The organism is Thalassotalea sp. G20_0, assembly GCF_017744175.1.
In the GTDB taxonomy this organism is placed as follows: Bacteria; Pseudomonadota; Gammaproteobacteria; order Pseudomonadales; family Endozoicomonadaceae; genus Endozoicomonas.
The window spans coordinates 1-23586 of sequence record NZ_JAGHQV010000021.1 but is presented as its reverse complement, the minus strand read 5'-3'; the positions used below and the strand labels follow the sequence as shown (position 1 = coordinate 23586).

Here is a 23586-nt window from a genome sequence, read left to right as displayed (position 1 = left end):
AACAATGTAATTCCAGTTAACTTTTAAACAATAAACCTCATAACTCTAACCAACAGAATAAGGAAGTAAAAATGTATTCCATTAATTCCCCGGTGACTAAACGACCCATTGATTCTATTTCTGACGCCGACTCCGCTGGCTCAGCTGCCAGCAGAAATGGCAGCAACATCCGCAGGATACCGCCAACCCATGAACCAATGGATCAGTTGGGTCAGTTGAATCAAGGGCAGCCTGATCAGAGACTCTCCCTGAATGATTACTCTGTAAATAATTGTGAGGTTGTCAATACCCTGCAAAGAGAGTTAACCCCGACAGCAGAAGCCCCTTCTTATGATTACCCCTCCGGGGCAATTTCATTCAAGCGCTTCAAACAAGGTGTGAATGGCGCAAGATTGCAACTGGAGATAGGCCTTGCCAGGGATCATATCCAGTCCCACATGGACCAACACTATCCTGGTAAATTTGCCCTGACCATTCCCGATGACAATGCCATGAAAGTGATTGCTGAATTTGTTGCCCCTTTTGGCTGGTGGGAAGGCGCTTACTACAAGGTTGAATTCGATTTCAGCAATACTGATAAGCACAATGAAGGACCATCGATCAAAGTCATATTGGCCCCGCCGGTTGCTCATCTGTTTGATGGAGAATTGTGCCTTGCCCAGGCCATTCCGCACTCTGCCTGCCCGGATTTTTGGATACGAAAAGATGCTGCAAAATACAGCAGCTATAATTTTGACCGGGTGCAACAAATGATGAATGTGATGAATTTTCTCATTATGGACACCGACTTCTGGGAGGAAGGAACAGGTCGCACAATGAATTATCCAGATCCCAAAATCATTGATCTCCCCAGAATTTATTTCAATAAGCATCATCGGAGAAATATAGTAAAGTATTCAGGGTACGAGGGGCTTAAACATCTGAAGTGTCATATTGCAGAGGAGATCGCGTCCGTTAACCAACGGGCCAAAGGTAGCAACAGTTCACTGTCATTCGATGTTGACCCGGAAATAATCCTCCGGAAAAAGTTTGATCGTCCGGAATTTTCCCTCATCGAGCCCAAACCGTACGACTTTCCTGACGCAGGCTCCAAGGGCGAAATATCTGAACGGATACTGATCTACTCCCCCGAGGATTTGTCAGGCTGCGTACCGGCGGACCCCATTGTTATTGAACCCAGTGGCAAATGGAAAGATCAGTTGTCAGTAAAAAATCAGGTGATGATGAGGCTCGAACGCAATGGAAAAACGGTTATCACGCCACACAAAGCAGACTACTTTTACCCGATACAGCTTTATCCAAAGGGAAGGGTCGCCGAATTACATACTACCGTTAAAAACCGATTTTTTATCACCTATCGTGATCCTAAAGGTAAATTACTATCATATCCTCCCGGATATAATTATTCTGGCACTGAATTGGGGTCTGTATCAAAAAAAACAAAAGTTGAAGTGCTACAAGCCTTCACCTTAAGTGAGTTAAAAGAAGTATTGAGCATGAAGCTTCGTTATATAACAAGTGACTCAAATCAGTTAACCGATGTGTATTATGGTCAAGAAAAAATTGAAAACGATGATGATTTGAACGAAGCAATTACCAGTTTAAAAAATGACATCAAAAATAAAAACCGTAACAGGAAACACACAAAAAGGCTGGGGGTTATTTTTATTAAAGAACCACCTAATGAATGGGATTGGGATGGTTACAGGGAGTGGAAAGCATTATTAAAACCAACTAAAACCATGGCTAAAGCCAGTAATCTGGCATCACAGTTCGAAATAACCATTTCCCCGGAGACGCCTGAAACCGCTCAGCGTTATCGGGATGGCATGCAGTGGGGAATTGTAGCCAATGCCTGGCTACCGGTTATGGACAAGGAGATGCAGGTTTATGAAAAAATCACGGTTATTAAACAGCTGATTGACTTTGCCCACAAAACATTGAAACTGCCTTACAATAGGGCCGCCCTCACCGCCTGTGATGCCAATAACATCATCATGAAGTCCATGACCATGACTATGGTCGATGCACTGAGAAAGGGCAAGGACTGGCTCCCATCCCAATGCTTCCTGGATTTACTGGTGAATGCTATCAATACACACCACGAAATCAGTGAGTTATATGCCGATAGAAAGTATCGAAACCTGAGGTTAATGATACATGCATTTTCAGGAACACTGGCCAGGAATAACCTGAAAGACTTTGCTTTTTTAATCAACTATCTGGTGCCTGCCTGGAACCAGCTGGACAATATCAGTGGCCAGGAACGCGATGCATTAGAGCCAAGGCTAATCATTAATGCTTTTATAGAATATCTGGTCAGGGTAATGGAGCGTGAATCCAAAGATCCTGAGAAATATGCAGCACAGGGTTTGGATAATGAAGCGGAACTCACGCTGGACAAGATCATTAACGCCTCACAGACTGGCTTCAGTGTGGTTGCCCATCAACTGACCCTGCTTGTTTATTTATTACGCCGCAAGGACTCTTTGAGCAAGCTGACAGAGCCTGAACGGGAAGAGTTACAATCACGGATCAAAGAGATCCAAAGATTTATTTCCACCAGCCGGGAAGGCCAGTATGCTCAGCTGATGCAACTACTGTTGCCTGATGAAAGCAACTGGATAAAGCCTGTTGACTTTGCCTCCAAAGAACATCAGCAAACCATCATCAACACAGTACTGGAAAAATTTCATGAAAGAACCCGAGAGCCATCACCATCACAAGCCAGTGAGGATTCAGAACAGCCAATGGAAGTGGACAACAACAGAACGATACCGGGTAAGGCATTCGCTGTTCTCGATGACAAAGAGTATGAACGTCTGGATACGCGATTGAGCAAGCAACTGGCGGGACTGAAATTGCGTAAAAATGTAGAGGTAGAGGAAGACGGATTCAAAAAGTATCAGCAGAGTTGCCATTACTGCGGTGATCTTTATTTGACCAATAAACGTCTTCATGAAACGAAAACCAAGGTTAAAGCTGAACGAATAGAAAATGGTTTTATCTACCGTTCTGGAATGCCTATCCATAAAGAATGCAAAGAGGCAAGACAGGAAGCCACACGAAATGCCTTTTCTCTAATCATGGCCATGGAAGCAAATTACCCTTATGTCCCCAATAAAAGTACAAAAGATTAACGATCTCCAGAAAAAGTACATAACTATCCCTCCTGATCCGGAGCAAGGTAACAGCAGTTCACAAAATCATTAAAACTGTTCAATAATTTATCTGAGATAAAACATATTACCCAAATAAAAAAAACGTATTTAGCGACTGATAAAACCAGTACTACCTTATAGATTTAAAAATGGGTAGTTTTTCCATGCCAATGAACGTGAGCTATTGAATTATGCAAAATAAACCAGCAATCTTAACAGGGAGAAAGGTCAAAAGATGAACCCTTCAGATTTACCCGAAAAAGTAAATCGATTAAACCAGGTGTTTGCGAAACAGGCAAACCCTGAGGATGCTGAAACAAAGGAACTGCTTAACAGTCTCTCGGATGTTATTACCAAAACGGTTGCACACATGAGTGACAATAAAAAGCAATCATTTTCTTTTACTCAGAGTGAAAAAAATATGCTTTGTAACTCAATATTGAGCGCTATCCAGAAGACATCAGCAAGGGACCATGCAGAGGTATTTAAACATCTGGCTCCTGAAATAGTTAATAGCATTGAACAGATAATGACGATGCTACCTGCTCCTGAAACTTAAGTATCTTCTACAGGCTATAAAAGTTCACTTACTTTATTGTCAAGATCCCCCCTCTTCATTTTATTATAAAGTGTGGCAATGCCTGATACCTGTGCACTCGCCACACACTGTTTACCTTCGATGTTGTCAGGTTAACCGCTTCCTGATAATTCAGGTTTAATGGAGCATCATGTCCGATTTAATCCAAACCACCATTCCACTATAAACCCCTCTTTTTATTTCTCTCATCAATAAAACCGATGACACTCTGAAGCTCTGCTATGCTGATCATGCAGTCAGTGCATAGCTTATTATCCAGGAGCCTGTCGGACTTAAGACTGTCCTACTGCGGTTGCGATAAATTGGTCTAAAAATTCCTGCTTCTTCGTCAAATAGCCCCGCTATTCTCCTCAGAAGCAGAAATTTTTATCCTCAATTTCTCGCAATCCTCGCTACGGACGCTTAAGTCCGGCAGGCTCCTGGAACAGCCACCACCTGAATCCCGGGTTGATAGATAGCACTTTTTTTCTCCATAATTTCTAATATGGGTGCTGCATGGCTGTCTAACTACAAAATGGTTTAACACAAGGCTTTGTAACAACAAAAGACAGGTAGCTGTATGTCGCTAGAAACAAGAGTTGAGATGCTGGAGAAGCAACACCAGTCCCTCTACAACACAATTCATGGACTGGTAAAAGCGATGGCGGATATCAAACACATCGCATTGAAAAACCAGCATGAGATCATTGGGGTCAAGGTCAATATGTCCGGTATTCAGGCAGAGGTTACCAGCGTTAAAGAGGATGTCTCCGAACTGGCCCAGGCCACGCTGTCCGGTTTTGAACGCACCAGTGAGTTAATGACTAATACCCACAAAATTCTGGATGATATCAGTGAGCATCTGGACACCATTAATGGTCGGCTGGATGAAACCAACAAACTGGTTGATGGCACCCATGAGCGTGTTGATGAAACCTATGAGCGATTAAACGAGACCAATGAACGCCTCGGTGAAAACAGCGAACGCCTTGATGAAGCCAATGAACGGCTGGATGAAAATAATGAGCGTCTCAGCAGTACCAATGAGTGGCTTGGTGGCATTAATCAGCGTCTTGAAGGTGTCGAGAGTCAGGTGAAAGAGGTTCGAAAAGATATTCTCACCCTGGGGCAAATGATCAAGCACCGTTTACCAGAGAAGTGATTCTCTTTTGAAACCCCTCCTTGTAAAAACGTCTGGCAGGTTTGGTGAGGCCTGCCTCGTTCAACCATGGGTGCAGCCAGTCACTGATATACCCACAAGGCTCCGATCTCCCCTGGGAACAAAGCGACGGGTTAGCCCGGAACTGGAAAATACTTTTCCTGAAAATAATGATCGTAATACATGATCAATCATCACCTCCGTTAGCCGCTGCCAACAAGCATCAGATTATACCGGTAGCTCCCTGACTTCAGGTTGATTGACTGGCAAGGACACTGAACGATCTTTTAATAATGCCTGATGCAACTTCAAAATTTCACGGTATTCAGCATCTGACTGACCAGAGAGTGCACTGATAAATGGACTGGTGACGACCAGGGACAGCATTCCCCGCGGATTCCGATGCAAACAGTAATAAGCCACTTTGCCCCAGAGCGTTTTCGGCGCAGCATCAATGGCTCGACTTAAATTCAACCGGAACAGGTTTAAAGGATGGACGGAAATTTGCTGATCATGAGCGTAAGTGTTCAGTTCAAGAAAACAGACTGATCCGGATTCTGGTGCAGGTCCACTAATATCCTGCTCATAGGCCATCAACTGCTCTTCTGAACCATCAGTGGGTTTCGATCTTCCGGAAAGATAAGACATCCCACTCAAAATCGTGATCACCAGTTCATTAATGACACTGGCTATCACGATACTCTGAATTTTCCCCGGTTTAACGCCATCGGCAAACAGATGATCGGTCATCAGCTGTACTCCCAGGGTAGCGCCCCTGAAGATAGCTAATCGAAATAGCACAAAAAACAGCCATGCCTTTGTTGGAGACAAGCCTTTGTCAATAAGCCTGGACTGTACGGCAGCGCCCAAACCAAGAACAACGGTATGTGCTAAAAGCAAGTCAGTAAACAGTTTGCGTGGGTTACTTTGTTCAGTACTGCCGGTAGCAAAATACTCTCCCCCGGCAATGGAGGCGGCAACGGTAAGCATTGTCAAAACCTGACTGCCAAAAAGTTCAATCACCCACATTTTCACACTTAAGCGGCGTTTCTCAGCGGGGTTTTCAATAAATTGACTACTGATTCCCAAGGCATTCTTAGTGCTCTGAAAACCGAAAAAACTGAACAGACTGAGAATGACACCGGCATATTTAAACCTTTCCAATACCGGGTTGTCCGACGGGGTTCCGAGAAAACTGGTACTGGGGTAACCCCAAGCCGTCTGTACTGCCGCAGCCACTTCATCCCCTCCCAGAAACAGTCCGGAGCCAATACAGGTAGTGATAAAGGCATGCAAGAATGTTCTGAGGTCTGGCTCCGGATTTTTCGAGGCATGGCTCAAGGCACCACCCAAACTTCTGAACAACATTCTGTAGGCTTCCGGCGGACTGTTCCAATGGTCAAAATCGTGTTCAAACAGTGCCGCCGGAATCGCGGCTCCATTGGCAAAAACAGCATTGTGTGTACCATAACGGCCATCATCATGAGTGGCAGGTTCCAGATGGGTCACTGCAGGAATAATAAAGTCGTTTACCTGCAGTGTTGAATCAACCACCTGATAGCGGTCACTCCGGGAATCGCCTGCCGCTGATTTCGCCAGTTGATAATCCATAACCCGCCGCTCCCCGAAATCAAGAACGCAGTGAATATTCTCCGCCTCACATCCCTGGTCATCACTCACCCAGAAACCGCCCACCGCTGTTGCATCAGTATCACCTGAACTGTTTTTCACATTGACCATGATGGTTTTATCACCTTTACAGATAAAGCAACCCGGCTTTGGCATATTTAAGGAACAGGTAATCGCTAATTCATCGGGGGTATTATTTTGGCCCTTTGATTGAATAATAAAGCTGACTGGACCTTCTTTTAATTTTTCGGCCATGCTTTCAACCTTACTTCCCGACCTTTCTATCATTTCCATCCCGGGCAGAGTATCTTTCTGTCTGAGTTCGACCGCAATTTGATGGGGCAGTTGGTCAGTAACCTGCTGTGGGATGGACTCTACTTCATCGGAAGTATTGATCGGTGTTAATGAAAAATCATTGTGCTGGAACTGAGTTCTCAGACTCAAAGAAGACCCTGATTCAATCATACCAATAACGCCTCAATTTATTTTTAAAGATAATAATTCTGCACGACAAATGACTTATCCTATTATGCAGTTCATGACATAAGCGATAGTGAAACAAAAATACAAAATCATAAATAAAATTTTAAGCAGGAATCAGAAGAGGGCTTTGCTTCTTGTCAGAACCTTGGTGTCCTGATTTTAGCCACCACGGACTCAAGATAGTTGACCATGTCCGGGAACAGGGATTCACAAATGGCCTGATGTTCCTCTGTTTCTGTCTTTTGCAAAACCGTCTTCATCATACTGTGCAATTCAGCCTTCTCCTGCTCACTGAACGAATAGTGATGATCCGGTTCGTGGTGAAGAAAATCCACCATTTCTGTCAGTCCATAACTGAGCGCCTCAAGGACAATTTCCCGGTCGATCTCCCCCGACTCAAGCAATCCTGTTAACAGTCGCTTCACCTGACTTATCTCTTCATCAATATCGCAGGGATTATTTTTGCCGGATATGGGTTCTGCTTCTCGGTTCAAGTAATTGTCTTTAATAAACTGCTTAAGCTCTCTTTCGTTAACGGTGTCGGTTTCTGATACGGCAAGATCATCCTCGGTAAGACCCTGGCTTTCCCGGAACAGTGAAAAATACTTTTCCTGAAAATAATCATCGTAATCCATGATCAATCATCGCCTCTGTTAGCAGCATCAGATTATACCGGTAGCCCACTGGCTTCAGGTTTATTAACTGGCAAGGACACTGAACGATCTTTTAATAACGCTTGATGCAACTTCAAAACATCGCGGTATTCAGCGTCTGACTGACCAGAGAGAGCACTGAGAAATGGACTGGTGACCACTTGAGACAGCACGCCCTGCGGATCCCGATGCAAACAGTAATGAGCCACTTTACCCCAGAGCGTTTTCGGCGCAGCATCAATGGATCGGCTTAAATTCAACCGAAACCGGTTCAATGGATGGACAGAAATTTGATGATCATCAGCGTAAGTGTCAAGACCTTTGGCTGATTCGGACTCCGTTGCCGACTCCCGGATATCCTGTTCATAGGCCATCAGCTGCTCTTCTGAACCGTCCGTGGCTTTTGATCTTCCGGAAAGATAAGACATTCCACTCAAAATCGTGATCATCAGCTCATTAATGACATTGGCTATCACAATACTCTGAATTTTCCCCGGTTTAACACCATCAGCAAACAGGTGATCGGTCATCACCTGAACCCCAAGGGCAGCACTCCTGAATATGGCTAACCGAAAGAGGACAAAAAACAACCATGTCTTGGCCGGAGACACACCTTTGTCAATCATCCTGGACTGCACGGCAGCACCCAGACCAAGAACAATCGTCTGTGCTAAAAGCAGGTCAGTAAACAGCTTTCGAGGATTACTTTGTCCGGTACTACCGGTAATAAAATACTCTCCCCCGGCAATGGCGGAAGCAATGATAAGCATCGACAGAATTTGACTGCCGAAAACCTCCATCACCCACATTTTCGCACTTAAGCAGCGTTTCTCAGCGGGATTTTCAATAAATTGGCTACTGACTCCCAAGGCATTCTTAGTGGTCTGAAAACCGAAAAAACTGGCCAGACTGAGCGTGATACCGGCATATTTGTACCTTTCCAATACCGGGTTATCCGACGGGGTTCCGATAACACTGATACTGGGGAACCCCCTGGCTGTTTGTATTGCCGCTGCGGCTTCATCCCCTCCCAGAATCAGTCCGGAGCCAATACAGGTAGTGATAAAGACATGCAAAAATGTTCTCAGGTCAAGCTCCGGGTTTTTCGAGGCATGGCTCAGAGCCCCCCCCAAACTTCTGAACAACATGCGGTAGGCTTCCGGCGGGCTGTTCCAATGGTCAAAGTCGTGTTCAAACAGTGCCGCCGGAATAGCGGCTCCGTTGGCAAAAACAGCATTGTGTGTACCATAACGACCACCATCATGACTGGCACGTTCCAGATGGGTCACTGCCGGAATAACATAGTCGTTTACCTGCAGTGTTGAATCAACCACCTGATAGTTGCCAGCCGGTGAACCAGTTGATTCTGATGTCGTCAGTTGATAATCCATAACCCGCCGCTCTCCGAAATCAAGAAGACAGTGAATTTCCCCCGACTCACCTTCCTCCTCACCACTTATCCAGAAACCATTCGCCACACTTTCATAAACATCACCTGACGTATTTCTTACATTAATCATGATGTTTTCATCATTTCTGCAGATAAAGCAACCCGGTTTTGGCTTATTTAAAAAACAGGTAATCGTTAATTCATCGGGGGTATTATTTTGGTCTTTTGATTGAATAATAAAGCTGACCGGACCTTCTTTTAATTTGTCTGCCATGCTTTCAATATTGCTTACCGGCCTACCTTTCATTTCCATTCCGCGCAGGGTATCTTTCTGTCTGAGTTCAACCGCGATTTGATGGGGCAGTTTATCAGCAAACTGCTGTAAGACATGTTCTTCGCCATTTAACTGTGCAATTGGTGCTAATGAAACAGCATTGTCTGGTAACTGAGTTTTAAGGCTCAAAGGAAACCCTGATTCTATCATACCGATAACATCTCAATTTATTTTTAAAACAGGAATAGCGACCAAAGACAGCAAAAGGCCAAGTAAAAAGTAATTTCAGAAATGACATTTTTTTGAAATCAACAACACCAGAAGCCAAAATTCCACAGTGTGAAAATAGCTATAACAAGCAAAAGCTCAAGTTTTTTTCTGTATAAAACGTTGTTTCTGACGTACACCTGACAATAACAGTTTTGTACCCTTCAGAATCAGGCGGTAGTACTATCGAATTCTGTACGACCATATCCTGTAAATTCTGGTTATTTCGGAAGTAGCCGATAACACGGTAGCAAAATACCTTTATCGGATTCAGGATTAACGCATCATGGACAAGGACAGCCACGGTAACGGCTCTACCCGACAAAACGAACAGGCAATGTCCGGGATAAAGAAGCGAAGCATCATCTCTCAGCAGGAGGTAAAGCGGACTTTACTGTCCAGTGCAGATTTCACCCGTCCGCAAGTAAAGCCTCTGGCAGAGAGGCTGGTCAGCCAGAAACCAGCCAATCTGACAGAAGCATTACAGCCACTGAAACAAGGTGTCGACTACGCCTCTGATCTTATTCACCGCCTGCAAGATACTCACCCTTCTGCTCAAGATGAAAGGCAACAACACGCTAACCGCATCACAGACACCCTTCACCTGCTGGAAGGTTTGCACAAAGCCCTTGAGAAAGAAACAAAAGATCTGTTCAACGCACATAGCCAGACAGAGACAGGACCACAGAACGGGAATTCTGACAGCCATGCCCTCTATCTGGAGTCATCAACGTTACTGAATACGCTGCAGTCGTATATTAGAACGTTAGAAAAGATGAAATCGACGTCTGTTGAATAGGCAGTGGAACGAAGCATTTCTCACTGACGCTGATAGTCACCGGTGCGCTTCTTGATATCTTCCGATAGCGGCTCAAACAGGTCGTTTAAATACGCTCAGCCAGCAAAGCTACGGCCTGTTTGGCACCCTGCTCACGAATGGTGTTGTAGGCGTCGGTTACCGCTGCAACAAAGTGCTCATTGGCCGCCAGGGCAGGGTCGAACACCGCATCCAGTGCCAGGAAAGCCTTAACCAGCTGCGCAGGCTCACTCTGATGGGCAATGGCAACGGCCTTCAGCTGCTCGGCCATCGGGTCACGGACATCAATCCCATTACCCTGCTCATCCGTACCGGAGACATAGTGCATCCAGCCACCAATGCCCAGGGCAATAGCCGCCAGCGATTTCTCTTCCGCCAGCAGTGTTCTTGCGGCATTCAACCAGCGCTGCGGCACTTTCTGGGAACCATCCATGGCAATCTGCCAGGTTCTGTGTTTCAGGCCCGGGTTGCTGAAGCGCTCAATCAGTTTCTCGGCGTAGCTGGCAAAGTCGGTGGGTTCTGGCATTTCCAGGGTGACCGCCGCTTCATGGTTCATATAGTGACGGGTCACCTTCACGAACTGTTCATCCTGCATACAGGCGTCAATGGTCTCGTAACCTGCGAGGTAGCCAAGGTAAGCAAGAATCGAGTGACTGCCATTGAGCATACGCAGCTTCATCTCTTCGTACGGCTGAACATCGGATACAAACATCGCGCCGTCTATCTTGTCCCATTCAGGACGCCCCATGGTGAAGTGATCTTCAATCACCCACTGCCGATAGGCTTCGGTAACAATGGCACCTTTGTCGGCAAAGCCCAGGTAAGACTGGACATCGGCAAAGCTCTCTTCCGTCATGGCCGGTACAATGCGATCAACCATGGTGCATGGGAAAGCCACGTGTTCACGAATCCAGGCGGCCAGCTCTTTATCCATCGCCTCTGCCATCTGAATGACCGCTGCCCGGGCACGTTTGCCATTGTCGGGTACGTTGTCACAGCTTAATACCGTAAAGGGCAGTCGACCCTTAGCCTTACGCTGTCCCAGTGCCGCAACAATCACGCCCAGTGCCGTCTTCGGGTTATGGGTATTTTCCAGGTCATGGGCGATCAGCGGGTTGTCGATCATCAGTTCGCCGGTTGCCGGGTTCAGGCAGTAGCCCTTCTCGGTAATGGTCAGAGAGACAATGCGTGTGGTCTCTGCCGACATAATTTCCAGCAACGGCCTGCGGTCTTCTTCAACGGCCAGTGACCGGGCGATGGCCGTGGCCAGTTTTACTGTACGGGAGCCGTCCGGATTCATCTCGGTAACGGTGTAAGCGTTGTCCTGCTCCTGCAGGTCCTGAACCAGCTCCTGGCCGCCAAAAATGTTGGCTGCACAGATTCCCCAGTGGAACGCCCCGGTAGCGGCGATGGTTTCATGGGTGTACAGCGCCTGGTGAGCACGGTGGAAAGCACCCAGGCCAATATGAACAATACCGGCGGTCAGCTCGGTACCGTCGTAGCCATTGGCTACGATTTTTTCGTGTTGCAGCTTTTTATTAATCATTGAAGCATCTCTGGTTGTTAATGCTATTACAGGCGATAAGCTTTTTTGGCCAGCCCACTGGTCAGCTCAAGGGCCAGGTCAAAGGCTTCTTCTTCGGTTATGCGGTGCTCACACACCAGAGATGCCAGGAAGTTACAATCCACACGACGGGCAACATCGTGACGGGCCGGAATACTCAGAAATGCACGGGTATCGTCGTTAAAACCAACGGTGTTATAGAAACCAGCGGTTTCCGTCACCATCCGGCGGTAACGCATCATGCCTTCCGGGCTGTCATGGAACCACCAGGCAGGTCCCAGCTTCAGTGCCGGGTAATGCCCTGCCAGTGGTGCCAGTTCCCGGGCATACACATCTTCATCAAGCGTGAAGAGGATGATGGTCAGATTCGGGTCATTGCCCACTTCATTCAGCAACGGGCGAAGGTTGTGGACAAATTCAGCTTTCAGCGGAATATCCGCACCTTTATCTGCACCAAAGCGCTTGAACAGTGACTGGTTATGGTTACGGAACACACCACAATGAATCTGCATCACCAGACCATCGTCTTGGGACATGCGGGCCATTTCCACCAGCATATGGCCACGGAACTGATCGGCTTCCTGTCCGGTAATGGTGCCTGCCAGTGCCCTGGTCAACAGATTCTGGCACACCTCATCGTTTAACACCGTGGTATAAGGCGTCGGGTAACTATGGTCTGTTGCGGTTGCGCCGGTGCTTTTAAAGAAGGCACGACGCTTACGCAGGGCGTTGAGATAGTTTGACCAGTTATGAATATCCTCGCTGGTCTGTTCCGCCAGCAGCGCCATATGCGCGGCAAAATCGGGATGCTCAGGATCTGTTACCGAGTCGGGACGGAACGTCGTAATCACCCGGCCTTTCCAGCCACTGTCGTTAATACGCAGGTGACTCTCCAGCGTGTCCACTGCAGTTTCGGTGGTAGCCAGAACGTCAATATTGAATCGTTCATAGAGACGGCGTGGCAGGAAGGCGTCGGTTTTCAGCTGTGCATCGATATGTTCGTAAATTGACCGGGCGTTTTTACTGTTCAGTGGCTGATCAACACCCAGCACTTCGGTCATGGCATGATCCATCCACATACGGCTTGGCGTGCCACGGAACAGATGGTAGTGATCGGCAAAAACCTGCCAGGCTTGGCGTGGATCCTGTTCTACCTCAGTCATTGGATCTCTGGCAGGGATACCCAGGGTTTCCAGGGTAATGCCCTGGCTATAGAGCATACGAAAAGCGTAGTGATCAGGCTGGAGCAGCAGAGCCGCTGGATTACCAAAAGGCTTATTGTCAGCAAACCAGGACGGGTCAGTATGACCGTGGGGGCTGACAATGGGCAGATGTCTTATTTCCTGATACAGGGCACGAGCTACGCTGCGAATGCTGCTATCAGCATCAAAAAGGCGGTCGGGGTGTAGCGAATAGGCTTGAGATGACATAACGGCTGCTGACTGATCGATGGGTTAGTGACAAACATACCTTCGCAAAACTGTTATACCAAAACGAAAAATTGGATCATCCTTTTTCAGGAAAGGACGGTATGGTTCTGATTTAATTGCAGTTTTACAAACGACATCAACTTGGTAAAAAGAGGACCGCCGTATGGCGGTCCTTTTTTCAGTGGCAGAAAGCGAATCAAACGCCCGTGTTGCGAATTTCTTCAACAATAACGGACAGCTCTGCATTGTTTTTCTTCAGTGCTACGTACATCGGCTCAACAGATTTCACGAAAGGTGTCTTGTCAATAGACATGAAGGTAACACCCATTTTCTCTTCTGCGTATTTGCGGTTCTTGTCTTCTGAAGCGGCCCACAGCTCTTTCATCTCCATGGAAGATTCACGGGCAGCCTGCTTCAGTGCGGTCTGTTCGTCAGCACTCAGCTTGTCCCAGGTAATCTTGCTGATCACCAGTACGTCCGGGATCATGGCGTGTTCACTGAAACTGAACTTTTTGGCCACTTCACCGTGACGGCTGGTCACAAAAGAGGTGATATTGTTTTCTGCAGAATCCACAACACCCTGGTCCAGTGCAGTATACAGCTCACCGTAAGCCAGCGGGGTCGGAGATGCTCCCATATGCTCAACCATACTCACCGCTGTCGGGCTTGGCTGAACACGTACTTTCATACCTTTCAGGTCCGCAGGAGACTGAATGGGCTTGGCGGCATAGAAGTTACGGGAACCGGCATCGTAATACGTCAGGCCGATAAAGCCTTTATCTTCGGAAGAAGCCAGAATCTTTTCACCGATGGCACCCATGGTCACCTGATAGAAGTGATCTCTATCCCGGAACAGGTAAGGCATATTGAACGCAGAGTAGGAGGGCTCAAAAGACTCAAGTTCACTGGCATTGGACTTCACCATATCCAGGGCACCAATTTGCAGCAGCTCTGTGGACTCACGCTGTGAACCCAGGGTGGCATCAGGATAGATACGCACATTCAGGGAGCCTCCGCTGAGTTCTTTGGCACGCTTGGCCATGAACTGCATAGCTTCATGCACCGGATGATTCCGGTCATGGTTATGACTCAGCTTCAGGGTGGCGGCAGATACGGAAGCGCTGCAGGCCAGTACTGCAGTAGCAACGATACTACTAACCAGCTTATTGATTGCCATTTGAGATCACCTTTCTTGCTGTTTTTAAGAAATAAAGGCGGGAAGCCTGCCGGAATCAAGATTGAGTCTGACTGGCTCCAACCCACTTGTTATACCAATGTGCGGTAGGCTATCTCAGTCGGACCATCCAGTAAAAGACAGAAGTTGTAAATCTCTGTGATATTTTCAAATAGTTTGACCAATATCAAAAAAACGGGGTTGGGCTGCTACACGGCCATTCCAGACTATTAATGACAACAATAAACTGACAAAAACAGACTTTATCCAATTCCAATCTCTTTGACCTGTATCAACAAGACGACAGGAACTCTCTCCTATCATAGCGCGACACTCAATATTGGTCAGACCAGCTTGCCTCAACCCGGGCAAGTGGACAGGAATCAGGTAGAAATCTGTCATGCAAGCTCTTATTAATGCTGTAAACAGGTCATTAGCAGGCCTGGTGATTCTGCTATCGTGCGCGTTGGTGGCCTGTGTCGTATGGCAGGTGTTAAGCCGGTATCTGCTGGGGGATCCAAGCACCATCACCGATGAGCTTGCCCGATATCTTTTCATGTGGACCGGTCTGATCGGTGCCGCCTATACCTCCGGACAGAAAAAGCACCTCGCCATTGATCTGCTGACCATGAACCTGACCGGTACGCGCAAACGCATCTCTCAGCTGTTTATTGAAGCCACCACCATTCTGTTCGCGTCGATCGTGATGATTTACGGCGGCGGCAAGCTGTTCCTGAAAATACTGGCCATGGGACAGGTCTCCCCGGCACTGGGTATGCCGATGGGCCTTATCTATCTGGCGCTTCCGGTATCTGGCGCATTGATCCTTTTTTACAGCCTTCTCAGCATTATCGATCTCCTCCGTGGCACGGCTGATGCCTGATGGATGGCCCTGAATCGTATTAAGCAGCTTTTCAGCGTCTTATCACGCTGGCCCTGATCACTGAACAATGCGGGTACCAATCAATAGTCCCGGATTATCATAAAAACTGGAGAAACATCGTGGATTGGCTTTCAATAATTGCTCTGTTTGGCACCTTCGCGGTCCTGCTGGCATTAGGGGTACCCATCTCTTTTGCTATTGCCCTGTCCAGCCTTGCATCCATCTTGCTGGCACTGCCTTTTGAACCCGCCATTGCCGTTATTGCCCAGAAGATGGCCACCGGCCTTGATAACTTTGCCCTGCTGGCTATTCCTTTCTTTATTCTGGCGGGCAACATTATGAATAATGGCGGTATCGCCTCCCGTCTGATCAACTTTGCCCAGATTCTTACTGGCCGTCTTCCGGGTTCTCTGGCCCACTGCAACGTTATGGCCAATATGCTGTTTGGCTCGATCTCCGGTTCTGCGGTGGCTTCTGCAGCGGCGATTGGTGGTGTAATGTCGCCTATTCAGAAGAGCAAGGGCTACGACCCGTCGTATTCTGCTGCGGTCAATATTGCCTCCTGCCCAACCGGCCTGTTGATTCCCCCCAGTAATACCCTGATCGTTTACTCCCTGGTCAGTGGCGGGACCTCCATTGCCGCCCTGTTTCTGGCTGGCTACCTGCCCGGTATTCTGATGGGGCTGGGCATCATGGTCGTTGCCGGCATTATTGCCAAACGTCGTGGTTACCCGGTAGAAGCCCGCCCGACCTTCCGACAGTTTTTGAAAGTCACCTGGGAAGCGGTGCCAAGTCTGTTCCTGGTATTCCTGATCATGGGCGGCATTATCGGCGGCATCTTCACAGCGACAGAAGCGTCAGGTATTGCCGTCGTCTATACCCTGGTACTGGCCATTTTCTTTTATAAAGAAGTGTCGTTGAGAGATTTGCCAAACATCATCCTGAACTCAGCCATCACCACCGCCATCGTTCTTCTGCTGATCGGTGCTTCCATGGGTATGTCCTGGGCCATGACCAATGCCGACATTCCTTATATGGTGTCCGAGGCTTTGCTGGCATTGTCTGATAACCCAACGGTTATCCTGCTGACCATTACCCTGATCCTGCTGCTGGTGGGTACCTTTATGGATATGACGCCAGCCTTGCTGATCTTTACACCCATTCTGCTGCCAGTAGCCATGGACCTGGGCATTGATCCTATTCACTTCGGTATTATGATGACTTTCAACCTCTGTATCGGTATCTGTACACCACCAGTGGGCAGTGCACTGTTTGTTGGCTGTTCGGTCAGTGGCGTGCAGATCTCGGATGCCATTAAAAACATCCTGCCGTTCTACGCCGTTCTCTTCATCACCCTGCTGTTAGTCACCTTCATCCCGGATATCAGCCTGATCCTGCCACGTCTGTTTGGCTTCTGATTACCGTTATTTACAACAGAATCTCCTTCGGGAGATTCTGCAATTAATAAGCAGAGAAACCGTGATGTTTATTGCCCAGCTTGTTGGTGGCTTTGCCTTCCTGATCGGCATCATGGCCTTCTGGCAAAAAGATGATGTGAAATTCCGCTATCAAATGACTGCCTTCAGCCTGGTGATGGCACTGCACTTTGTTCTGATGGGGGCAACCGTTGCGGCAATAGGTGCGATTATTAATAGCCTGCGCAGTTACGCATCGGTAAAAAGTCAGTCAAAAATCCTGATGGCCATGTTCATTGTTTTGCTGGTCGGCCTGACACTGCCCAATGTCGAGCAGTGGTATGAAGTGCCCACTATTATCGGTTCGGTTATTGCCACCTGGGCCCTGTTTTCCACCCGTGGCATTCGATTACGATCACTGATCCTTTTGAACTCTTGCTGCTGGCTGGTGCACAACCTGTTGACAGGGTCTATTGGTGGCAGTCTGATTGAGGCAACGTTTGTGGTTACTAATAGCATTACCATTTATAAGCTTTATAAGGCATCTGTTGTATCAGTACCGGTAATTCAGGAAGTTAAGCCGTAATAGGGAACTCGGCTTTCCTCGTTCCGATGGGGAACCCGGGGTGTTGCAAAAGACAGAGCGAAAGCTGTTTTTCGCAACAACCCCGGGACTTTGTGAACGGAACGATTAAATATCCCACTGCACGCTGACAGAGAAGTTACGGCCGGGCTGGGCAAAGCGGTCCAGGCCCGCGTAATCTGTCGCACGACCACGAACATCATTGAGATGCCAGTATTTTTTATCGGTGATGTTAAACATGCCTGCCCGAAGGGTCAGGTTATCTGAAGGCTGGTAGTAAGTCGTCAAATCAACAGTGCCATATCCCGATGGGTTGAACTGCTCCTTCTCTTTGGCAGTACCCTGGTCAACATTCGTCACCTTGGCGTCGCTCTTCCCCTTCACCAGAGTCCAGGTCAGCTCACCACCCCATAATGCAGATGGAGCATCATAACCCAGGCCGATCACAGCGCTCAGCGGGGCAACAGTATTCAGATATTCATCGTCAGACTTGTTCTTACCTTCTGCCCAGGCCACGGAGCTGCGCAGAGTAGTACCTTCAGGAGCATTGATAGCGACGTCTAACCAGAGTTCACTACGCAACTCAATCCCCTTGATATCTGTCTTGCCGATATTGCGATTCTGGTAAATATCCTTGCCAGTAACAGGATCTTTGCCAACCATATCCTGCTCAATGAAGTTCTTGTACTTGTTCAGGAAACCAGTCACTTCATAGCTGCCCAGTTGGTGTTCACCACGCAGACCGAGCTCAAAGGAGTTACTCTCTTCCGGCTTGAGGTCAGGATTGGCTTCAACAATCACACCCATTCCATAGGCATAATACATATCGGTGTAAGCAGGAGCTTTGAAGCCCTGGCTGAACTGGGCAAACAGGGCAAGATCATTGGTCAGGTCATAAACTGTGCCTAATCGTCCAGTCACTTTACTGCCATCGCTGGAATAGGCCGGTTTTGGATTGGCAGTGCTGCCCATCATACCGTCCGGGTCAAACTTGTACTTGTCGTAGCGCACACCAGCAGTCAGGTTCAGACGATCAGTCATTTGTACATCGTCCTGAATAAACAGACCCAATTTGGTCGCTGCTGTTTTTGGCATATAGTCCTTAGCCTGAGTAACACCAGTCTCCAGGTTGTGCTCTGTATTGCTGTTATCCACTTTTGTGTAACTGGCATTAAATCCATAGATCAGATTATGCTCCAGATCAGCCAACAGCAGATTCTTATTAAACTGGGCACCAGCGAGAATAGCGCGCTCTTCGTAGTTGTAATCCATTTCCCGGTGGGGGAAGGGAGCCATTCCCGGAAAAACGTAGGCTGGACGATCAGTTATCATCGTACTTTTACTCTGCTGCCAGTTGATCTGCCAGTCGAGGCTATCGAACAGAGCCAGACCGGCATCCCACTGGTGCTCAAAACCAATACGATAACGGGTGTTCTCATCCTTACCTTTGGTCGTGGACGGGTTCAGGGTTTTCAGTTCAACATCAGTTTTGGACTGAAAAATCTCACCAGTCAAACCAACACGATGGCTGTCGTTAATCTGATATTTAGCTTTAGTCAGCAGGTTATTAAGGCCAGTTTCTGATGGGTTAGCCTGACCTCGATTATTGCCATCCACATCAGCACCGCTGTGGGTATCCATCTGTTTGTGGTCGCGCCGGGTGTAGATTGCCATAGTCTCGAGCTTGCCAGTGCGATTGGCCAGAGAAAGAGTCTCGGTAAAACCTTCGTTGGCACTGGAATAGCCTGCTTTTACTCCGGCGTAGCTGTCATCGCCTCCACGGGCAAGTAAGTCAGAGGGGTCTTTGGTCTGAAATGCGACCATACCACCAATAGCATCACTACCGTACAAGCTGGAAGCAGGCCCCTTAACAATTTCAACCGCTTTCAAGGTTTCTACGTCAACGAAATTACGCTGGGAACGTAAAAAGTCACCACCGGCATCCAGCTGCTGAGCCTGGTTAACACCATCCACAGTAATCTTCACCCGATTACCACCCATACCACGAATAGTGAAGCTATCAGGGCCACCACGACCAGAAATTACCTGTACTCCCGGCTCATAGCGCACCATGTCCCGGATGTTCTGTACTATGTCATTTTCCAACTGCTCACTGTCTATAACAGTCACAGCACCAGACACATCTTTAAGCTGCTTTTCAGAACGTGTGGCTGTTACAGTCACTTGATTCATCAGAGTCGGCTGATAATTTTTATCGGTGCTTTCTGAGGCAGTTTCAGCCAGAACAGGCGAGGTTTGCGCAAGAGAAACGGTGGCCGCCATCACAGCCAGCGCCAGCGTATTTTTTGAAAACTTCATGAATTTCAATCTGTACCAGTGTAGGCTTTGACAGCCACCAGTTGCCTTCTGACAGTCGCCAATGACCGCCTGCTTCTTTTGGTTCTCATGCTGAAAAAAAATACGCAATGAGAATAAACAACGGCAGGATAATAATTATAAAAAATATCAAATGCAAATCATTATCATTAAGTTTGATTTTACTAACGACTGACCCGGCAGGCATTCCTACTGGAACCACGAGATCATTTACTGGTCTTCCTAGCCGTTAACCTAAAATGTGCAAAAGTATTTTCATTCCAGAAATTTTTACATCTTATTCAATAGGTTATGCGTGAATTTCGGAATAGTGCTTACCGAAAATATCTTTTGTAATAAATCAGCGAGTTCTTCAGTAAATTCAATCACCTGCGGAGCACCTTGCACTTATTAGGTTAACGCCTTGCTGGTCTTCGTAAACGTTATGACTCCAGCGATACTGATAGGACGATATTGGGAATTGGATGAAATCCTCAATAACCATCTGGCGGGTAACCTGGTCGATGCTGCGCCCCTCATCTTTAAGGCGCTGTTTGATTCGCTCCCAACGATCAGGGGTCAGTGAGCCGATGATGTCACCACTTGTACTATCTATTAGCTGATACCGGTCTTCATTGATCAGGATGAGGACCTTTTCAGGACCTCGGTTGACCACAAGATTGTGACGATCAGTTTGTTGCCAGCCATTTCTTTCCAGGGTTTTCCGGTGGGCTTCGGTCAGTGGTTTTTGCCCTTGCAGTGCCATCACCAGCTGGAAATCCTCCTCATCCATATCCAAAAGGGCTTCGGCATCAATGGCGACTTCAGGGCGTTCCTGTTTCAATTTTGCCACCAGTGCCCGGCGCTCCTGATCCCTGGGTGAGGGGGTTGTGGAGCTGAGGCGTTTGCCTTTTCTGATTATCTGTTGCATTTCAGCAAGCTGGTTAGGATACAGGTGACCTGAGTCCTTATGGAGGCGGGAGTAACGGGAAATAATTCCGAAACAATCGGCGATTCTTTCCACTTTTGCCGTGGTCGTGATGATATTTAGTCGGTTCTGTTGCTGGTCCTCAGCACTGAGATCAGGCAATTTCAAAATGTATTCCAGGCTTGCCAGGTACTGTCTCAGATGTTCAAAGTAATGGTACAGGTGCAGGTCATCGCCACTCTGTAAAAAGTTGGGCATTACCGGATTGTTGGTGTTGATCAAATCCTGCACAAAGATGGCGCGATCATTGCTCTCCTTTCTGGCTTTTGCCCTGTGCAGTTGTTGCAAGAGACTATTGCATTCGTCGTGATAGCCCTTGATCAAAAAGTGTTCTATTTCTTCGAGATGGTCACTTATCTGATTTTGCAGCTGATCAAACGCCTGTGGGCTTGTTGAATCTTCGTTGCACAGAGCACTGCGTACTGCTTTTTGCCACTGCAAAAACTGTTTCAGCAGGTCCGTTCCGTAACGATTCTGATAGATGCTTTTACAGGAGTTTATTTTGTCATTGATGCGTTTCTGCCTTGCTTCCAGCTGAACACCTGTAGTGGAGTCTTTATCGACTTTAGTCAGCTGGTCAGCCACTTGTTCTGATTCTTTGGCCAGCTTTTTAACCCGGTCGAGCAGGAAGATTTTCCCTGATGGCAGTTCGGCTGCTCTGCTGCCACCTACTGCACCCTCCACGGGCAAGGAATGCTCAGGTCTGGCAGATGGAGGACTCTGTACAGAGCCTGGCGCAGACGGATCCCTAAGCCTTAGAACGGGAGGCCGAGGCCCAGATCGGAGTACGAGTGTCGGGTTCCTGCTTGGCTCTATCGTGATGGTTTTACTGCCAGAAGCCCCCCCGCGCTGGTGGAAGTGGAAAAGAGTGGCATTCACTGGCGCGGGGACGAAGTGATCCCAATTGGTGAATGCGGACAGGTCACATTGATGCTGGTGGGTTTTGGACTGGCAATAGCCGGAGCCGGGAACGTCAGCCAGACAGCATTGCCTGAAGAAAGCGGTCACTTCCTTTCGAATCTCCGCCTGGCGGTCAGAAGGGGCAGTAGAATCTGAAACGCCAACGCTGAATTTGGAAACCAAAGGTGGGTTCATATCTTTCATACAGATACTTCCATTATTAACTGTTGAGATACAAGCCCATACGCTGGTTTAATTCCTGTTTATGGCTTGAGATAATTCTTTCTTTTAGATACCCAGTTGGAAAAATAGTTCCCAGGTACTTGCGGGGTAATGCATAACCTGGCTTTGCTCCTGAGCAACAAGCGAGTAAGTAGGCACTCCTGCGGGGAAAAATGGTACTAAGGTACATTTTATCTATCGCAGAGCTTGCCTTTGATGCTGAGCCGATGTGTTCGTTTGTCCGGCCAATGAACGGCTGATCACGAACCCCTTGAGCAAGGCTAAAAGAAAGAGCTACCGGGCCAACAAAGAGGTGTGCAGAGAGTGTCCATATCGTTCGAGATGCAGTAGTGCAAAAAAAGAGCCTGGCCGGGTTATCCGCACCGACCGGTTTGAATCTGCACGGCAGGCTATGAATAAGAAAATGGAAAGCACCGAAGCCAAATCAGTTTACGAACGTCGTAAAGTTATTGCAGAGCCACCGTTTGGGCAGATCAAAAATTCGGGATTCCGAGGTTTCAGCCTTCGCGGAGAAGAGAAAATGGCAGCAGAGTTTTCACTGGTTTGCACGGCGCATAATATCAAAAAATTTGTGAAGGCGGCGACAACGGGGTCAATCCGTCTTGACGATGTAAAAAAGGTTAAAGAAGCCGTATAAACAGCAATTCCCGATGAATCCTGAAGCACTACAGCCACCTGAGATACAGAAGGTTCGGTTCACTATTAGGATTCGATGAAGAGCGGCTTGATGAAATTTGTTGCCATAATCTTGAAAAGCTCTACCACGTAAAAGGCGGCAAAGTCCCGTCCGATACAAAAGGATGAGAGAGGTTGTTGACCCGGTTAATCCAATTGAGTTGAAGAAGCCGTTTAAAGAATTGTTTTCTGTCGTTCAGCGCAATGGTGCTCTGCAAGCTTATGCATTCCAATGTGGCAAGTTGAAAGATCTTTATCTGCTTCCTTTGATGGTACTGGCCTCTTTTATTCGGGAACCTGCCGATGTGATGACTGCTGCAACAAAACACGACCATTTCTCTGATCAGAGAGTATGGCTGGCACTTTATCATCGTGGCCAAGGATGGTAACCATGAGTCGCTTATTGAGGCTATGAATGCCCTTTATGACGAAGGCCTGGTTCATCATCACAAAATCGTTGATGAGAAAAATAACACGACTCATAAATTCCCCTGCGCCAATAACTTTCCCCTCAATCTTCTTTCTCATGTGAATGATTGATAGCTGGGACAGTTTGTTTAAAGCCATTGCCCATGGTGCTAAAGCACAGAAGATAGCTTTTGACACATCATGATTTGGCAAGATAATCAGAATTTTCAGGGTGGCGATAGTGATTTTTCTTAGCAGTGAAAGCTGCTGGCTCTCTTAGGTTTTCAGAAATTATGAATACGTCAGTTTTCAGGCTGCGGCAGTTGACGTGTATTGGAGTAGCTGCAGCGGTGCGCTATCCAGTAACACATCCCACAGCCAGGCTGCCTGACCAAACAGGTAAGGCTTCTCTGATACCGGTTGCCTGGAACTTTACCGGGCTGACAAGGTCGTACTCTATCGTTGTCACCCCCAAACGATTCTCCAATTGGAAACAGGGAGGACCTCCAAACAAACCATGCAGTCACCTTCCTCCTCAGCAACCGCAGATACTGTATCCCGGTTAACATCCACTGAAGCTGGAAGAGACGAGCCGTC

18 protein-coding genes are annotated in these 23586 nt (G+C 47.6%); 10 read left to right on the top strand and 8 right to left on the bottom strand.

What is annotated here, in order from left to right; all coding sequences use genetic code 11:
- Positions 1-71: 71 nt before the first annotated feature.
- The 3 genes from J7438_RS13685 (at position 72) to J7438_RS13675 (ending at position 4900) form a co-directional block, all read left to right on the top strand.
- Positions 72-3140 carry a hypothetical protein gene (locus J7438_RS13685; RefSeq protein ID WP_209276991.1) on the top strand — a complete coding sequence of 1023 codons (3069 nt, stop codon included), beginning with the start codon at positions 72-74 and terminating at the stop codon, positions 3138-3140.
- A gap of 256 nt (positions 3141-3396) precedes the next feature.
- Complete coding sequence (locus tag J7438_RS13680) at positions 3397-3720, top strand: hypothetical protein (protein WP_209204176.1); 324 nt, start codon at positions 3397-3399, stop codon at positions 3718-3720.
- Positions 3721-4318: 598 nt separating this feature from the next.
- The gene (locus tag J7438_RS13675) at positions 4319-4900 is read left to right on the top strand and encodes a coiled-coil domain-containing protein (protein WP_146000082.1); all 582 of its coding nucleotides are present in this window, start codon (positions 4319-4321) and stop codon (positions 4898-4900) included.
- Positions 4901-5125: 225 nt separating this feature from the next.
- Here the strand turns inward: J7438_RS13675 and J7438_RS13670 are convergent, their stop codons facing one another.
- The 3 genes from J7438_RS13670 to J7438_RS13660 all read right to left on the bottom strand — a co-directional run bounded on the left by J7438_RS13670 (position 5126) and on the right by J7438_RS13660 (position 9515).
- The gene (locus J7438_RS13670) at positions 5126-6991 is read right to left on the bottom strand and encodes a hypothetical protein (RefSeq protein WP_209204178.1); all 1866 of its coding nucleotides are present in this window, start codon (positions 6989-6991) and stop codon (positions 5126-5128) included.
- A gap of 155 nt (positions 6992-7146) precedes the next feature.
- Positions 7147-7644 carry a hypothetical protein gene (locus tag J7438_RS13665; RefSeq protein WP_209276990.1) on the bottom strand — a complete coding sequence of 166 codons (498 nt, stop codon included), beginning with the start codon at positions 7642-7644 and terminating at the stop codon, positions 7147-7149.
- Between the two features lie 32 nt (positions 7645-7676).
- On the bottom strand, positions 7677-9515 hold the full coding sequence (locus J7438_RS13660) for a hypothetical protein (RefSeq protein ID WP_209276989.1): 1839 nt from the start codon (positions 9513-9515) through the stop codon (positions 7677-7679).
- Between the two features lie 364 nt (positions 9516-9879).
- Between J7438_RS13660 and J7438_RS13655 the strand changes: the two genes are divergently transcribed.
- Positions 9880-10392, top strand: coding sequence for a hypothetical protein (locus tag J7438_RS13655; RefSeq protein WP_209276988.1), 513 nt, complete (start codon positions 9880-9882; stop codon positions 10390-10392).
- Positions 10393-10477: 85 nt separating this feature from the next.
- Here the strand turns inward: J7438_RS13655 and J7438_RS13650 are convergent, their stop codons facing one another.
- The 3 genes from J7438_RS13650 to J7438_RS13640 form a co-directional block, all read right to left on the bottom strand.
- Positions 10478-11956: a mannitol dehydrogenase family protein gene (locus J7438_RS13650; protein ID WP_209276987.1), complete on the bottom strand. Its 1479-nt coding sequence runs from the start codon at positions 11954-11956 to the stop codon at positions 10478-10480.
- Positions 11957-11982: 26 nt separating this feature from the next.
- Positions 11983-13404, bottom strand: a complete 1422-nt coding sequence (gene uxaC / locus J7438_RS13645; RefSeq protein WP_209276986.1) for a glucuronate isomerase — start codon at positions 13402-13404, stop codon at positions 11983-11985.
- Positions 13405-13600: 196 nt separating this feature from the next.
- Entirely contained in the window at positions 13601-14581 is a 981-nt protein-coding gene (locus J7438_RS13640; RefSeq protein ID WP_209276985.1) for a TRAP transporter substrate-binding protein, read from the bottom strand.
- Between the two features lie 397 nt (positions 14582-14978).
- On the opposite strand from J7438_RS13640, the gene J7438_RS13635 reads away from it, so the two are divergent.
- The 3 genes from J7438_RS13635 to J7438_RS13625 all read left to right on the top strand — a co-directional run bounded on the left by J7438_RS13635 (position 14979) and on the right by J7438_RS13625 (position 17462).
- Positions 14979-15461, top strand: a complete 483-nt coding sequence (locus J7438_RS13635) for a TRAP transporter small permease (protein ID WP_209276984.1) — start codon at positions 14979-14981, stop codon at positions 15459-15461.
- 119 nt (positions 15462-15580) lie between these two features.
- A complete protein-coding gene (locus J7438_RS13630) occupies positions 15581-16879 on the top strand; it encodes a TRAP transporter large permease (protein WP_209276983.1) in 1299 nt (432 codons plus the stop codon).
- Positions 16869-17462 (top strand): YgjV family protein, encoded by a 594-nt coding sequence (locus J7438_RS13625; RefSeq protein WP_286196577.1) that lies wholly within the window; start codon positions 16869-16871, stop codon positions 17460-17462. Before J7438_RS13630 ends, J7438_RS13625 begins: the two co-directional genes overlap by 11 nt.
- A 105-nt stretch (positions 17463-17567) precedes the next feature.
- Here the strand turns inward: J7438_RS13625 and J7438_RS13620 are convergent, their stop codons facing one another.
- Positions 17568-19778, bottom strand: coding sequence for a TonB-dependent hemoglobin/transferrin/lactoferrin family receptor (locus J7438_RS13620; RefSeq protein ID WP_209276982.1), 2211 nt, complete (start codon positions 19776-19778; stop codon positions 17568-17570).
- A gap of 379 nt (positions 19779-20157) precedes the next feature.
- Positions 20158-21447: a hypothetical protein gene (locus tag J7438_RS13615; protein ID WP_209276981.1), complete on the bottom strand. Its 1290-nt coding sequence runs from the start codon at positions 21445-21447 to the stop codon at positions 20158-20160.
- Positions 21448-22114: 667 nt separating this feature from the next.
- On the opposite strand from J7438_RS13615, the gene J7438_RS13610 reads away from it, so the two are divergent.
- The 3 genes from J7438_RS13610 to J7438_RS13600 all read left to right on the top strand — a co-directional run bounded on the left by J7438_RS13610 (position 22115) and on the right by J7438_RS13600 (position 23121).
- Positions 22115-22543, top strand: coding sequence for a transposase (locus J7438_RS13610; protein WP_353620136.1), 429 nt, complete (start codon positions 22115-22117; stop codon positions 22541-22543).
- A gap of 163 nt (positions 22544-22706) precedes the next feature.
- Positions 22707-22970, top strand: a complete 264-nt coding sequence (locus tag J7438_RS13605; protein WP_209276979.1) for a hypothetical protein — start codon at positions 22707-22709, stop codon at positions 22968-22970.
- The gene (locus J7438_RS13600) at positions 22954-23121 is read left to right on the top strand and encodes a hypothetical protein (protein ID WP_209276978.1); all 168 of its coding nucleotides are present in this window, start codon (positions 22954-22956) and stop codon (positions 23119-23121) included. Before J7438_RS13605 ends, J7438_RS13600 begins: the two co-directional genes overlap by 17 nt.
- The last annotated feature ends 465 nt before the right edge of the window (positions 23122-23586 follow it).

What these genes read in the sequence shown, in the direction of transcription:
- J7438_RS13685 (WP_209276991.1), top strand. Translation starts at nt 72, where the DNA reads ATGTATTCCATTAATTCCCCGGTGACTAAACGACCCATTGATTCTATT.
- J7438_RS13680 (WP_209204176.1), top strand. Translation starts at nt 3,397, where the DNA reads ATGAACCCTTCAGATTTACCCGAAAAAGTAAATCGATTAAACCAGGTG.
- J7438_RS13675 (WP_146000082.1), top strand. Translation starts at nt 4,319, where the DNA reads ATGTCGCTAGAAACAAGAGTTGAGATGCTGGAGAAGCAACACCAGTCC.
- J7438_RS13670 (WP_209204178.1), bottom strand. Translation starts at nt 6,991, where the DNA reads ATGATTGAATCAGGGTCTTCTTTGAGTCTGAGAACTCAGTTCCAGCAC.
- J7438_RS13665 (WP_209276990.1), bottom strand. Translation starts at nt 7,644, where the DNA reads ATGGATTACGATGATTATTTTCAGGAAAAGTATTTTTCACTGTTCCGG.
- J7438_RS13655 (WP_209276988.1), top strand. Translation starts at nt 9,880, where the DNA reads ATGGACAAGGACAGCCACGGTAACGGCTCTACCCGACAAAACGAACAG.
- J7438_RS13650 (WP_209276987.1), bottom strand. Translation starts at nt 11,956, where the DNA reads ATGATTAATAAAAAGCTGCAACACGAAAAAATCGTAGCCAATGGCTAC.
- uxaC (WP_209276986.1), bottom strand. Translation starts at nt 13,404, where the DNA reads ATGTCATCTCAAGCCTATTCGCTACACCCCGACCGCCTTTTTGATGCT.
- J7438_RS13640 (WP_209276985.1), bottom strand. Translation starts at nt 14,581, where the DNA reads ATGGCAATCAATAAGCTGGTTAGTAGTATCGTTGCTACTGCAGTACTG.
- J7438_RS13635 (WP_209276984.1), top strand. Translation starts at nt 14,979, where the DNA reads ATGCAAGCTCTTATTAATGCTGTAAACAGGTCATTAGCAGGCCTGGTG.
- J7438_RS13620 (WP_209276982.1), bottom strand. Translation starts at nt 19,778, where the DNA reads ATGAAGTTTTCAAAAAATACGCTGGCGCTGGCTGTGATGGCGGCCACC.
- J7438_RS13605 (WP_209276979.1), top strand. Translation starts at nt 22,707, where the DNA reads ATGAGAGAGGTTGTTGACCCGGTTAATCCAATTGAGTTGAAGAAGCCG.